Source organism: Enterobacter cloacae complex sp. ECNIH7 (genome assembly GCF_002208095.1).
Lineage (GTDB): Bacteria > Pseudomonadota > Gammaproteobacteria > Enterobacterales > Enterobacteriaceae > Enterobacter > Enterobacter cloacae_M.
In genome coordinates this window covers 763,681-778,877 of sequence record NZ_CP017990.1, presented here as the reverse complement: position 1 = coordinate 778,877, position 15,197 = coordinate 763,681, and the positions used below count along the sequence as shown (strand labels likewise).

The following is a 15,197-nucleotide window of genomic DNA, read 5'->3' as shown; positions in this document are numbered from 1 at the left end:
TTGGAGCATGAAAAAGTAGACCGGATGGTCAAAATTTACATTTCAGTAACGTTAAAACGCTATAAGAGATATATTTTTAGAACATTAAGCAAAAGTACGCGATGAAACAGATAAAATAAAAGGGCAATAAAATATTGCCCTATGCAATCAAACAATTACGACTGCAATAACCACATCACGATGGGTAATAATGCTTACAAATTGTTGAGATCGAGCACATCTCGCATATCAAAAAGACCATCTTTCTTACTTTTAAGCCACAAAGCGGAACGTACGGCGCCGTTGGCGAACGTCATACGGCTTGAGGCTTTATGCGTAATTTCGACACGTTCGCCAATATCGGCGAACATCGCCGTGTGTTCGCCGACGATGTCGCCCGCGCGCACGGTTGCAAAGCCAATGGTGCCAGGCACGCGTTCGCCGGTGTAACCTTCGCGGGTATAGACCGCGCAGTCTTTTAAATCTTTATCTAGTGCATGCGCAATCGCTTCGCCCATCGCCAGCGCCGTGCCAGATGGCGCATCAACCTTGTAACGGTGGTGAGCTTCTACAATCTCGATATCGGTATAATTGCCCATCACCTTCGCGGCCTTCTCCAGCAGCTTCAGCATGACGTTAACGCCGACGCTGAAGTTTGCGGCGAAGACAATCGCAATCTCTTTGGATGCATCCTGGATAGCCTGCTTGCCCGCATCGTCAAAACCGGTGGTGCCGATCACCATCCCTTTGCCGTGCTGATGGCAAAATGCCAGATGCGCGAGCGTCCCTTCCGGGCGGGTAAAATCGATGAAGACATCGAAATCCTCTTTAACCGCCTCCAGGCTGCTTTGCACGGTAACGCCCGTGTGGCCTGCGCCCGCCAGCTCACCGGCATCGGTCCCCAGAAGCGACGAACCTTCACGCTCCAGTGCCGCGCCAAGCGCGACGCCATCCATCTGAAGTGCCGCCTGAATCAGCTGACGGCCCATACGTCCACCCGCGCCCGCAATGGCGACACGGATCTGTGCATCATGCATAGTTATTCTCTTACGTTAAAATGATGTAAACCGTTTTCAGATTAACCAGCCTTGCTCTCTGCTGCCAACTGAAAACACCGATAATTAGAATTTAACGTGAAACCGACATAAATATCAGTAAAAGACATGACGATCGGCAAAAACCGCAAGACTCTCATCACCCGCACCGGCGGCAGAAAGATGCGTTTTGCCGATCCGATGGGTGCGCAAGAATCTGTCACTCCCGCAGAAAGGAATCGATGATATCGTCGCGTTACTCGAAAGTCTGAACGGGGTGTATACGCCTTACAGGCGGTGGAAATCGTTTTGTCTGGGATGATACGGGCGTAAAAAATGGGAGCCGGAGGCTCCCATTTGGTTCATTGTCTAGCTTTGAGCTGACTTTGTAGTTTATATAACCATCAACAGCTGTAAGGTTATAATGATTTTAAACATATAATGCCGAAGCTCATGCTACTACCAGAATAGAGACCACCATCATTTTTCGAGACTAAGTAGTATTCTGCACCACCATCAGGTGTAGTAGTCCAGGTGTAGGTATTAATTCCCCATACACTTGTGTTCCCCCCGTTCCCCCACTCTGTCCATAGCAATCCATTACCTGCAATACGTGAGGCTGTAGTGGTGGTGTTTACAGCATTTGTCAGTTCATTAGATGAAGGCAGTTTATATCCACCGCCCAGTTCAGAACATGCGCTCACTGCTTGCTGATGGGTACCATTTGCAGGTGTACCTCCTTTAAACCATTTTTCTAACTGGAATTTATACTCATACGGGACTCCACCATTTTTTGGCGTAGCGGTAATCGTCACTTCATCCGAAGTCCCTTCACCCGTAAAGGTCACCGTACCGGTACTGCTCACGGAGACCCAGTCACTGTTATCCGACCAGGTATAATCCGCGTTGTTCGCCGCATCGCCTTTAAGGGCAATCTGGAACGTAGCCCCGTCATAGCCCGATTTCGGGAAGCCGGCGTCGACCGCAAAGTCAGCGCCGTTAACCGCAACTTTGGTGGTGGACGGCATCGGTGCCGGTGGCGGTGTGGTAAAGGTCAGATCCAGACTGCCGCCAGTATCGCTGGCGTTAGATGACGATTTCGCTGTAACGGTGATAATTTCTCCCGTGGTATCCGTCATATTCAGCTTCACCTGGCCATTTGCATCTGTGGCAACGGTTTTGGTCACGGTGGTATCCCCCAGTTTCGCCGCACCGGTGGTGGTAAACACCACGTTCTCATTCGGCACCGGGTTACCCTTCGCATCCTTCACGGTGGCGGTCAGCGCGATAACAGATTCGTTGTCAGCTAACTGCTCCGTCACATCCGATGTCAGCGTGGTGACCGCCGTCGTCACGTCCGCCTTGAAGTTCACCGTGGCGGTCTGGCTGGCCGTACCAAGCGTGGCGGTTACCGTATAGGCGCCAGATTTCTCGCTGGTCAGGTTGGTTTTCGCCAGGCCGTACGCGTCGGTGGTGGCAGAAGCGGTGACGACCGTCGCCCCGGTGGTGACGCTGAACGCAACCACCACACCCGGCACCAGGTTGCCGTTGGCATCGGTGACTTTCGCCTGTACGGCATCCGTCGCCGTGCCGTTCGCCGCCGCGTTGTCGGTGGTGACCGTCAGGTTACCCGTCGCAATGGTCGCCGTACTGCTGTCCGCCACAAAGGTGGTGTCGACAGACTTGCTGTTGCCGTTAACGGTGGCCGTCACCGCGGCAATACCGGACTTGGTGTTCTTCAGCGTCGTTGTTGCCACACCATCGGCATCCGTGGTGGCGGAGGCGGTGGTGATTTTCGCGCTGTTGGTGGCGGTAAAGGTCACCGTCATGTCTTTCAACGGGTTACCTTTGGCGTCCGTGACAATCGCTTTCACCGCGTTGGTGTCGCTGTCATTGGCGATGGCGTTGTCGGTGGTCACCGTCAGGTTGCCGTCGCTGATGGTCGCCGTACTGCTGTCGGCCACAAAGGTGGTGTCCACAGACTTGCTGTTACCGTTGACGGTCGCCGTCACGCTGGTGGTTCCGGCTTTGGTATTGGTCAGCGTCGTCGTTGCCACACCGCTGGCATCCGTGGTGGCGGAGGCGGTGGTGATGGTGGCGCCGTTGGTGGCGGTAAAGGCTACAGTGGCATCTTTCACCAGGTTACCGTTGGCATCCGTCACGATGGCTTTCACCGCGTTGGTGGCCGTGCCGTTGGCTTTCGCATTGTCGGTGGTCACCGTCAGGTTGCCGTCGCTGATGGTCGCGGTACTGCTGTCCGCCACAAAGGTGGTGTCAACCGTCTGGCTGGCACCGTTGACGGTGGCCGTCACTTTGCTCACACCGGATTTGGTGTTGGTCAGCGTGGTGGTGGCGATACCGTCCGCATCGGTGGTGACCGATTCCGTAACGATGGTCGCTCCGTTAGTGGCGGTAAAGGTCACTGCCACACCGGAAACCAGGTTGCCGTTGGCATCGGTGACAATCGCTTTCACCGCGTCGGTGGCGCTGCCGTTGGCTTTCGCGTTATCAGTGGTCACCGTCAGGTTACCGGAACTGATGGTCGCCGTACTGCTGTCGGCCACAAAGGTGGTGTCCACGGTCTGGCTGTTGCCGTTGACGGTGGCCGTCACTTTGCTCACGCCGGATTTGGTGTTGGTCAGCGTCGTGGTTGCCACACCGCTGGCATCCGTGGTCGCGGATGCGGTGGTGACAATGGCGCCGTTGGTGGCGGTAAAGGTCACTGCCACACCGGAAACCAGGTTACCGTTGGCGTCCGTCACGATGGCTTTCACCGCGTCGGTGGCGCTGCCGTTGGCTTTCGCGTTGTCAGTGGTCACCGTCAGGCTGCCGTCGGCAAGCGTTGCCGTACTGCTGTCGGCCACAAAGGTGGTGTCCACAGTCTGGCTGTTGCCGTTGACGGTGGCCGTCACTTTGCTCACGCCGGATTTGGTGTTGGTGAGCGTCGTCGTTGCCACACCGCTGGCATCCGTGGTGGCGGAAGCGGTGGTGATGGTAGCCCCGTTGGTGGCGGTAAAGGTCACCGTCGCGTCTTTCACCAGGTTACCGTTGGCGTCCGTCACGATAGCTTTCACCGCGTCGGTGGCCGTACCGTTGGCTTTCGCGTTGTCAGTGGTCACCGTCAGGCTGCCGTCGGCAAGCGTTGCCGTACTGCTGTCGGCCACAAAGGTGGTGTCCACGGTCTGGCTGGCACCGTTCACGGTTGCCGTCACTTTGCTCACACCGGATTTGGTGTTGGTCAGCGTGGTGGTGGCAATACCGTCCGCATCGGTGGTAGCTGAGGCGGTGGTAATGGTGGCCCCGTTGGTGGCGGTAAAGGTCACTACCGCGTCTTTCACCGGGTTGCCGTTAGCATCGGTGACAATCGCTTTCACCGCATCAGTAGCCGTGCCGTCCGCTTTCGCGTTATCGGTGGTCACCGTCAGGTTACCGGAACTGATGGTCGCCGTACTGCTGTCCGCCACAAAAGTGGTGTCCACAGACTGGCTGTTGCCGTTCACTTTCGCGGTCACCGCAGAAACACCGGCTTTGGTGTTCTTCAGCGTGGTGGTGGCGATACCGTCGGCGTCGGTGGTCGCAGACTCCGTGGTAATCACTGCGCCGTTGGTGGCCGTGAAGGTCACTACCGCGTCTTTCACCGGGTTGCCGTTAGCATCGGTGACAATCGCTTTCACCGCGTTGGTGGCGCTGCCGTTGGCTTTCGCATTATCGGTGGTCACCGTCAGGTTACCGGCGCTGATGGTTGCCGTGCCGCCGTCGGCCACAAAGGTGGTATCGACAGTCTGGCTGTTGCCGTTCACCGTGGCGGTCACTTTCGCCGTGCCGGCCGTGGTGTTGCTGAGCGTGGTGGTGGCGATACCGTCAACGTCCGTGGTGGCGGAGGCGGTAATCACCGTGGCGCCGTTGGTGGCGGTAAAGGTCACCGTCACGTCTTTCACCAGGTTACCTTTCGCGTCAGTGACAATCGCTTTCACCGCGTTGGTGTCGGACCCGTCCGCTTTCGCGCCGTCGGTGGTCACCGTCAGGTTACCGGAACTGATGGTTGCCGTGCTGCTGTCCGCCAGGAAGGTGGTGTCCACCGTCTGGCTGGCACCGTTGACGGTAGCCGTCACTTTGGCAATACCGGATTTGCTGTTGGTCAGCGTGGTGGTGGCGATACCGTCCGTATCCGTGGTCGCGGACGCGGTGGTTACCGTCGCGCCGTTGGTGGCGGTAAAGGTCACTGCCACACCGGAAACCAGGTTACCGTTGGCATCCGTCACAATCGCTTTCACCGCGTCGGTGTCCGAGCCGTCCGCTTTCGCGTTGTCGGTGGTCACCGTCAGGTTACCGTCGCTGATGGTCGCCGTGCTGCTGTCGGCCACAAAGGTGGTGTCTACAGACTGGCTGTTGCCGTTGATGCTGGCGGTGACTTTCGCCACACCGGATTTGGTGTTCGTCAGGGTGGTGGTGGCGATACCGTCCGCATCCGTGGTGGCGGACGCGGTGGTCACCGTCGCACCGTTGGTGGCGGTAAAGGTCACTGCCACGCCGGAAACCAGGTTGCCGTTAACATCGGTGACAATCGCTTTCACCGCGTTGGTGGCCGTGCCGTTGGCTTTCGCGTTATCAGTGGTCACCGTCAGGTTACCGTCACTGATGGTTGCCGTGCCGCTGTCCGCCACAAAGGTGGTGTCCACGGTCTGGCTGGCACCGTTGACGCTGGCCGTCACTTTCGCCACACCGGCTTTGGTGTTGCTCAGCGTGGTGGTGGCGATACCGTTAACGTCCGTGGTGGCAGAGGCCGTGGTGATAGTAGCCCCGTTAGTGGCGGTAAAGGTCACCGTCGCGTCTTTCACCAGGTTGCCTTTCGCGTCGGTGACAATCGCTTTCACCGCGTTGGTGGCCGAGCCGTCCGCTTTCGCGTTATCGGTGGTCACCGTCAGGTTACCGGAACTGATACCCGCCGTGCTGCTGTCGGCCAGGAAGGTGGTGTCTACCGACTGGCTGTTGTCGTTGACCGTGGCGGTCACGCTGGTAATCCCGGATTTGCTGTTGGTCAGCGTCGTCGTTGCCACACCGTCAGCGTCCGTGGTGGCGGAGGCGGTAATCACCGTTGCGCCGTTGGAGGCAGAGAAGCTCACGCTCTGTCCGGCGAGAACGTTGCCGTTCGCATCCGTGACAATCGCTTTCACCGCGTTGGTGGCGCTGCCGTCCGCTTTTGCGTTGTCGGTGGTCACCGTCAGGTTACCGGCAGAAATCGTCGCCGTGCTGTCGTCCGCGACAAAATGCGCGTCCAGCGACTGGCTGCTGCCGCCCGTGGCATTGCTGACGCTGGCGGTTACCGCAGAGATTCCGGCTTTCGTGCTGGTCAGCGTGGTAGTGGCGACCCCGCTCTGGTCGGTGGTGGCCTTCGCGCTGGCAACGTTCGCCTCGTTGGTGGCGCTGAAGCTGACCACCACGCCGGCAAGCGGCAGGCCGTTCGCGTCTTTTACGGTCGCCTTCACCGCGTTGGTGGCGCTGCCGTTGGCTTTCGCGTTATCCGTGGTGAGGACAAAATCGCCCGCACCAATGGTGGCGCTGCTGTCATCCTGGGCGAAGTGGGTGTCGACCGATTTGTCGGTACCGTTCACCGCGGCTTTCACCGGAACCACGCCCGACATGGTGCTGGTCAGGTCGGTGCCTGCGATACCGTTTTCATCCGTGACCGCAGACGCCGTCACCATAGTGGCCCCGCTGACGGTGCTGGAGAAGCTCACCGTGGTGCCCGAAACGGTGTTGCCGTTTTTGTCCGTGACTTTCGCCTGAACGTGGTTGGTGTCGCTGTTGTTCGCTTTACCGTTGTCGCGGGTAACGGTGAGGTTGCCGTCGGCAATCACCGCGCTGCCGCTGTCGGCGACAAAGCTGACAGGGACGCTGCGGGCTGAACCGTTCACCGTGGCGGTCACGTTTGATTTGCCCGCGTGGATGTTAGTCAGGTTGGTTGTCGCCAGACCGTTTGCGTCGGTGACCGCCGAGGCCGTCATCACCCGCGTCTCGTTGTCTGCGGTAAACTCAACTTTCACCCCGGCGACCGCGTGGTGCGCGCTGTCGGTGACTTTCGCCTGCACCGTGTCGGTGGCCTCGCCGTTGGCGGCCGCTCCGTCCACGGTGACAATCAGGTCCCCGTCACTGATGGTCGCATCCGGCTCGCTGACGCGAATTTCCGTGGTTTCACGGTTTGACTTGTTGTGCTGCGGATCGTAGGCCACCGCGCTGATGTGGTACACATTGCTGCCGGTGGTCTGATACGGCGGGAAGGTGATCTCCAGCGTCTGCTTGTTGACGGCGACGGCACTGCCCTTCGCCGCAAGGATTTCGCTGTAGTCCCATTCAATATGATCGACACCGTATTTGGCCTTGACGGTGGCGCTGATGTTACCTTTGTCACTGGCTTTGCCTTCGAGAAGCGCCGGCAGGGTCAGGTGGATCAGATCCTGTTTTTTATACTCAAGGACGATTTCGTTGTTACGATCGACCAGATCAAGACGGCTGCCTGCCAGCGTGCGGCGTGCGGCCACCAGCGAATCGTCGATCTGCTGGTTCCACGGCAGACCGAGCTCGTAGTTAAATTCGAGATTAAAGCTGGTGTCATTCTGCCCGCTCTGCCCCTGGCGGTGGTCAACACCCACCGTCACCAGCGGCACCGGCGTATAGTTCAGACCCAGGGTGACCGCTTTCGGATCGCTGGAACGGTCGTCCTTGCTGAACAGGGCGACCTCATCACCGCGATACTGCTCGTACACCAGTTTGCCGCCGAGCTGCGGATAAGCCGGCAGCCAGCCTTCGGCGCGGATGTCGAAACCGTCAGCCGGGCGTTCATCGTAATCGGCGAAGTCGCGGGACTGGTGCCAGTCCGTCAGGCCGGTGTAGCTGTTGGCGCCGAGTTTCAGGTAATCGGTCCAGGCTTCCAGACCCACGCCCAGGCGGCGGTTATTACCCGTCACGTCGTCATCATAGAAGCTGTTGATGCCGTACATCCAGTTGCCGTGGAAGGTACGGAAACCGAGGCCGGCATTGAGGGTGTTACGGGAATCCTTGTTCCGGTAACCAAGCTGCGTGAACAGCAGGTTATCCTGCTGATCATAGAGCGGCAGCAGGACGTCGAGCGATGAGCCGTCGAGGGTGAAATCATCGTCCAGGTTCAGCTTCGCTTTCGCGGTGCCGAACTGACCGAGCCACTGCTCAACGGTGGAGACCGTCGCACCGGTGGCCATGCTTTTGGCCATCGAGGCTGCCTGATCGGCAGGATGGTCTGAAGAGAGAGTGTTGCCGAGCGAGGAGGCCCGGTTTGCCCAGAAGGCGTCAGCACCCTCAGGGGTATATCCGGCAGTATCTTTTTTGGTGGTGTTATTTACCGGAACATCGATTTCATCACCTTCTCCGAGTTTCTCGAAAGGCTTACTAAAGGTTCTGAAGACGTTAAGTTTTTTCAGCGCATCGACGCTGAGAGAATAACGCGCGGCAACAACGGAGACCGTTTCGCCTTTTTTCAGAATATAAGGTGTGGTGGTTATTTCTGCGAGCGTTTGCGGCTTATTCTGCGCGAGCGCAATAACCGGCACGAAGGTCGGTAAGGCGATGCTGAATAATTGCGAAAACAGGCAAACCGTCGCAGACAGTTTACTGAGTTTAGGATTCATTTTGACCCCGTGGATGATGGCGATTTAACAACTTTTTTTCCTTTAAAAGTGTAAAAACATAAAAACAACCAATAGCCTTTGCTTCAGTCAGAGAACCCCCTGTCCGATATCAAACAGATGAAGCAAAATCCAAAGAGTGATTTTATATGCGCGGAGGATTATGAATTTAACGCATAAAAAGACAAATAAATAAAAGTATCAAACTGGACTTCATAAAAAGCCCAATCAAAACAAAATAATAAAACCAGACCAGCACAAACAAAGGCAATGTCAATCTGGACTTAAAACCGCCTTGATTTATTTTTAAAGGCAGGCGTGATTTATATCTAAAATATAATCATCAGGATATATACATAATATATATAGGATAGTTTATGTGGAGATTGATTGTGTAGGGAGCCGTCATCAGACGCTAATCGTGCTGAATTCATTTGGGGATTTTAAGAAATGGTCTCTGCGATTTTTTGATTTGGGCCTGTTTGCGGAGGGAGAAATTAATGCTTTGTTAAGCGAAGGTAAACCGGATTTGTATTCCTGTATTCCACTGGTACTGGATTGAAATACGAACGCGTTCTGTTTCGATGCCGGCTCCGTTCAGGTCTGGTGTAATAAGCTGAGATCTATATAGATACGTCCAGGCAGCTAAAAGTCTATCCCACCACTCACGCCAAAACAGACGGAGGAAGACAGGCGAACCATCGGCCATGGCACCTGAGCGCAAGCTGAATGGAGTTATTCCATTAGCAAAACGGGGAGCAAGGCTCCCCGTTTTCTCAATCGATTTGCTGGATATCCACTCGCAGTTCTTTCGGGACTTCGAAAACGATGTTCTCTTCACGCCCTTCCAGCGGAATAGCCTCGCCACCGCCCAGCTCCTGCAGACGGGTAATCACGTTTTGCACCAGAATATCCGGCGCGGAAGCGCCAGCGGTGACGCCTACACATTTCGCCTCTTTCACCCACGCTTCCTGAATGTCCGTCGCATCGTCAATCAGAAACGCCGCTTTCCCCATACGCTGCGCCAGTTCGGCCAGACGGTTGGAGTTAGACGAGTTTTTGGAGCCGACCACCAGCACCACATCCGCCTGTTCAGCCAGCGCGCGCACCGCTTCCTGACGGTTAGTGGTCGCGTAGCAGATATCATCCTTACGCGGGCCGACGATTTTCGGGAAGCGCTGACGCAGCGCGTCAATCACGTCTGAGGTATCGTCTACGGAGAGCGTCGTCTGGGTCATAAACGACAGACGGGCCTCATTTTTAACGTTCAGCGTAAAGACATCTTCAGGCGACTCAACCAGATACATCCCCCCTTCCGGGTTGCTGTACTGCCCCATGGTGCCTTCGACTTCCGGATGACCGGCATGGCCAATCAGAATCGACTCTTCACCACGACGGCTGGCGCGCGCCACTTCCATATGCACTTTTGTCACCAGCGGACAGGTGGCATCGAAGACGGTCAGGTCGCGGCTTTTCGCTTCGTTACGTACCGCCTGCGAGACGCCGTGCGCGGAGAAGATCAGGATCGCCCCGTCCGGCACTTCGCTGATCTGCTCGATAAAGATGGCGCCGCGCTCGCGCAGGCTGTCGACCACGTAGCGGTTGTGCACCACTTCGTGACGCACATAAATCGGCGCGCCGTAAATCTCCAGCGCGTTTTCAACAATGCTGATAGCGCGGTCTACACCGGCGCAGAAGCCGCGCGGGTTAGCCAACAGGATCTGCATTTCAGGCCTCCAGTGCAGGATCGATTTCCAGCACTTCAACATCAAAATGAACGGTACGCCCGGCAAGCGGATGGTTGAAGTCAACGGTAATGGAGTCGCCGTTGATTTCGCGGATCACGCCAGGCATTTCGCTGCCGTCCATAGCGGTAAAGAGCATAATCGCGCCAATTTCCGGTTCACCCGCGTCCATAAACTCGCGGCGCGAGAAATACTGGATCAGGTCCGGACTCGGCACGCCAAACGCGGCATCCGGCTCCAGCGAAAAGGCTTTTTTCTCTCCCTCTTTCAGGCCCAGAAGCTGCTGCTCAAGACCTTCAGACAGGGAGGTATCGCCAAGACGAAACAGGGCCGGTTTGCCGTTATTGCGGGTGGATTCGGCCGTGGAGCCGTCATCCAGCTTCAGCGTGAAGTGAACGAGAACCGCGCTGTTGCTCTGTACGGATTTAGACATGCAAATTGCTCGCTTGTTTTGCCCGGTGGCGTTACACCACCGGGCGAGTGTGTTACGCCTGCTCTTTCGCGGCGGGTTTAGGCAGGAAGCCTTCCAGCACGATTAACGCGGCGCCAACGCAAATTGCGGTGTCGGCCAGGTTAAAGGTCGCGAAGTGCCAGTCGCCGACGTAGAAGTCGATCATATCGACCACAAAGCCGTGCCACAGGCGGTCAAACAGGTTGCACAGCGCGCCGCCAATGATCAGCGCGTAGGCGATGTTATTCAGCTTTTGCGTCGCCTTCGAGCGGTACATCAGCACCGCGAGGATCACGCAGATACCGAGAGCGATACCCGCAAAGAACCAGCGCTGCCAGCCACCGCTGTCGGCAAGGAAACTAAACGCTGCGCCGTAGTTACGCGCGTAGTGCAGGTTAAGCGACGGGAACAGCGGAACCGTCTCCCCCAGAGCAAAGTTCTGGAGGATCAGGAACTTGCTGCCCAGATCGATAATCAGCACCACCACAACCAGCCACAGCCAGCGCAGTCCTGTTGAACAGAGAGTTTTACTCATCAGGCAAACTTACGTTTTTCGCCGTCACCGGCGACGTTGCTTACACAGCGTCCGCAGATGTCTGCGTGTTCCGCCACCTGGCCGACATCGGTGGTGTAATGCCAGCAACGCGGGCATTTTTCACCGTCGGCTTTGCTCAGCGCGACTTTCAGTCCTTTGAGCAGCTCGCTCTGCTGAGCATCAGCAGAAGCCTCGGCATAATCCGCAACTTTCGCACCGGAGGTCAACAGGACAAATCGTAATTCATCGCCCAGCGCCGTCAGCTTCGCCGCCAGCTCCGGTTCGGCATACAGCGTAACTGCTGCTTCAAGGGAGCCGCCGACTTTCTTGTCCGCGCGCGCCTGCTCGATCACTTTGTTCACTTCGCCACGCACTTTCAGCAGCTCGTCCCAGAAGGCATCGTTCATTGCTTCGGTGCTGGAGAGATCGAACAGCCCCTCGTACCACTCGCCCGTGAACACATACTTCTCACGGTCGCCCGGCAGGTAGCCCCAGATTTCGTCCGCGGTGAAGGACATGATCGGCGCCATCCAGCGAACCAGCGCTTCTGCGATGTGGAACAGCGCGGTCTGGCAGCTACGACGCGCCACGCTGTCCGCCTTCGCGGTGTACTGGCGGTCTTTGATGATGTCGAGGTAGAACGAGCCCATCTCGATGGAGCAGAAGCGCATCAGGCGCTGCACCACTTCGTGGAAGTCGTAAGACTCATAGGCTTTCAGGATATCTTCCTGCGCCGCTTTCGCGCAGCCTACCGCCCAGCGATCCAGCACCACCATCTCTTCCGGTTTCACCATGTCTTTTGCCGGATCGAACCCGTTCAGGTTCGCCAGCAGGAAGCGCGCGGTGTTACGGATACGACGATAGCTGTCGGCAGCACGCTTCAGGATCTCGTCAGAAACCGCCATTTCGCCGGTGTAATCGGTAGAGGCCACCCACAGACGCAGAATGTCTGCGCCCAGCTTGTTCATCACATCCTGCGGAGAAACGGTGTTACCGATAGATTTGGACATCTTGCGGCCCTGACCATCCACGGTGAAGCCGTGAGTCAGTACCTGACGGTAAGGCGCTTTACCCTTCATGGCGGTGGAGATCATCAGAGATGACATGAACCAGCCGCGGTGTTGGTCCGACCCTTCCAGATACATATCGGCAGCGTGACCGGCAAATTCCGGACGCACGTCAACCACGGAGGAGTGAGTAGACCCGGAGTCGAACCACACGTCCAGGGTATCCGGCACTTTCTCGTAGTTGTCTGCGTCAGCGCCCAGGATGTCGCGGGCGTCGAGATCCCACCACGCCTGAATGCCGTCAACTTCGACGCGCTTCGCCACTTCTTCCATCAGTTCCAGGGTGTTCGGGTGCAGCTCCTGCGTCTCTTTATGTACGAACAGAGACATCGGCACGCCCCAGGTACGCTGACGGGAGATACACCAGTCAGGACGGTTAGCCACCATGGATTCGATACGCGCCTGGCCCCAGTCAGGGATCCACTGCACGCCTTTGATCTCTTTCAGAGACTGCTCGCGCAGTCCTTTCTGATCCATGCTGACGAACCACTGCGGGGTCGCACGGAAGATGATCGGGGTCTTGTGACGCCAGCAGCACGGATAGCTGTGCTGCATTTTTTCAACGTGCAGCAGCGCGCCGCTGGTGCGCAGCATGTCGACGATGATGTCGTTCGCTTTGAAGACGTTGATTCCGTCCAGCGCCGGGTAGGTGCCAGGCAGATAAGATCCGTCCGGGCCAACCGGGTTAGCGATTTCCAGACCGTACTTCAGGCTGATGTTGTAGTCGTCAGGACCGTGGCCACCGGCGGTATGCACCGCACCGGTACCCGCTTCCAGCGTCACGTGGTCGCCCAGGATCGCCGGAACGTCGAAGTCCAGGAACGGGTGTTTGAAGCGCATCAGCTCCAGCGCGTCGCCTTTCACGGTGCCCAGCACGGTGTAGTCGCTGATATGCGCGCGCTTCAGCACGCTCTCAACCAGATCTTTCGCCAGGATAACCGCCTGACCGTCAATCTGAACCAGCGCGTATTCGAACTCACCGGACAGGGAGATCGCGCGGTTGGCTGGCAGGGTCCACGGGGTGGTGGTCCAGATCACCAGAGAGATCGGGCCGTTTACCGAGGAGACGCCAAATTTAGCTTTCACCGCATCCTGATCGACGGCCTGGAACGCCACGTCGATAGATGGAGAGGTTTTGTCGTAATATTCAACTTCCGCTTCTGCCAGCGCAGAACGGCAGTCCACGCACCAGTGCACCGGCTTAGCGCCTTTGTGCAGGTGGCCGTTACCGATGATTTTACCCAGCGCACGGATGATGTTGGCTTCCGTTTTGAAGTCCATGGTCAGGTACGGATGCGACCAGTCGCCCAGCACGCCCAGACGGATGAAGTCAGCGCGCTGACCGTCAACCTGCGTGGCTGCGTATTCGCGGCACTTCGCACGGAACTCGGCGGCGGTGAACTTCTCACCAGGCTTGCCAAACTCTTGCTCCACTTTCAGCTCGATTGGCAGACCGTGGCAGTCCCAGCCTGGAACGTAAGGCGAGTCATATCCCGTGAGGCCTTTGGACTTCACGATAATGTCTTTCAGAATCTTGTTAACCGAGTGACCAATATGAATGCTGCCATTCGCATATGGAGGGCCATCATGCAGAATGAAGGTTTTTTTGCCTTTTTTGGCTGCACGAATGATGCCGTACAGGTCATCATCGGTCCAACGCGCCAGCATTCCCGGTTCGCGCTTGGCGAGATCGCCGCGCATCGGGAACCCTGTTTCCGGCAAATTCAGGGTTGATTTATAGTCACTCATCAGATTCTCGGTTCCGTATTTATCACGTAGGCAGTTAAGCCGGGTTCAAAGCCCAAAAAACTCGCGGGCCGTCAATTCATCTCGCGCAATTTGCGCTTTTAGTTCATCCAGCGAACCAAATCGCTGCTCGTTGCGTATTTTTTTACGCAGTATCACATCTATATGGCGACCATAGAGGTCCATTACAACGTCCAGCAGGTGCACTTCTAACTGTTGACGCACACCGGCGACGGTCGGACGCGTGCCAATGTTGGCGACGCCGTAGAACGGCTTATCGCCCAGTCCTGCTACTTCCACCGCATACACCCCTTTAACCGGGGAAACCTGACGACGCAGCGGTATATTCGCCGTCGGGAAGCCTATCGTGCGGCCCAGCGCATCGCCATGGACCACGCGGCCAGAGATAGTGAACGGATGCCCCAGCAGGGTTTCTGCCGTGTCCAGGTCATCACTAGCCAGCGCCTGACGCACCGCCGTGCTGCTGACGCGTACGCCGCCTTCGCAGAAGGTCATCGCGCTGGTGACGTCAAATCCGTACTCCAGACCAGCCTTCTGTAATAGCAAGAAATCGCCCTGACGACCAGCGCCAAAGCGGAAATCATCACCCACGGCGAGAAACTGTACGCCAAGACGCTTAACCAGCAGGTCGCTGACGAAATTTTGTGCGGTCAGCGCGGCAAAGCGACGATCGAAACGTAAACACAATACATAGTCCACGCCGGACTCCGCCAGATAGCGCAATTTCTCGCGCAGGCGAGTGAGTCGGGCGGGAGATTTATCGCCCGCGAACAGCTCCAGCGGCTGCGGCTCGAAAATCATCACTACAACGGGCAGGCCGCGGGCCTCCCCTTCTTTACGCAATCCCTGTAACAGCGCCTGATGACCACGATGCACGCCGTCGAAATTACCAATAGTCAGCACGCACCCGTGTGGCGCGCTGCTGAGATTATGTATGCCGCGTATCAGCTTCATGTCTGGC

General features: G+C 57.0%; 7 protein-coding genes. All 7 read right to left on the bottom strand.

Annotated features, from left to right (window positions below; translation table 11 throughout):
* Positions 1–194 precede the first annotated feature (194 nt).
* Positions 195–1,016: a 4-hydroxy-tetrahydrodipicolinate reductase gene (gene dapB / locus WM95_RS03780; RefSeq protein ID WP_063408263.1), complete on the bottom strand. Its 822-nt coding sequence runs from the start codon at positions 1,014–1,016 to the stop codon at positions 195–197.
* A gap of 416 nt (positions 1,017–1,432) precedes the next feature.
* Positions 1,433–8,674 carry an Ig-like domain-containing protein gene (locus WM95_RS03775; protein WP_088544641.1) on the bottom strand — a complete coding sequence of 2,414 codons (7,242 nt, stop codon included), beginning with the start codon at positions 8,672–8,674 and terminating at the stop codon, positions 1,433–1,435.
* Between the two features lie 773 nt (positions 8,675–9,447).
* The gene (ispH, locus tag WM95_RS03770; protein WP_063408261.1) at positions 9,448–10,398 is read right to left on the bottom strand and encodes a 4-hydroxy-3-methylbut-2-enyl diphosphate reductase; all 951 of its coding nucleotides are present in this window, start codon (positions 10,396–10,398) and stop codon (positions 9,448–9,450) included.
* A gap of 1 nt (position 10,399) precedes the next feature.
* A complete protein-coding gene (fkpB, locus tag WM95_RS03765) occupies positions 10,400–10,849 on the bottom strand; it encodes an FKBP-type peptidyl-prolyl cis-trans isomerase (RefSeq protein ID WP_003856450.1) in 450 nt (149 codons plus the stop codon).
* Positions 10,850–10,901: 52 nt separating this feature from the next.
* Positions 10,902–11,402 (bottom strand): signal peptidase II, encoded by a 501-nt coding sequence (gene lspA, locus WM95_RS03760; protein ID WP_088544640.1) that lies wholly within the window; start codon positions 11,400–11,402, stop codon positions 10,902–10,904.
* Positions 11,402–14,218 carry an isoleucine--tRNA ligase gene (gene ileS / locus WM95_RS03755; protein ID WP_063408260.1) on the bottom strand — a complete coding sequence of 939 codons (2,817 nt, stop codon included), beginning with the start codon at positions 14,216–14,218 and terminating at the stop codon, positions 11,402–11,404. The genes lspA and ileS overlap by 1 nt, the downstream gene beginning before the upstream one ends.
* Before the next feature lie 45 nt (positions 14,219–14,263).
* Positions 14,264–15,190, bottom strand: coding sequence for a bifunctional riboflavin kinase/FAD synthetase (gene ribF, locus WM95_RS03750; protein WP_059445775.1), 927 nt, complete (start codon positions 15,188–15,190; stop codon positions 14,264–14,266).
* Between the last annotated feature and the right edge of the window lie 7 nt (positions 15,191–15,197).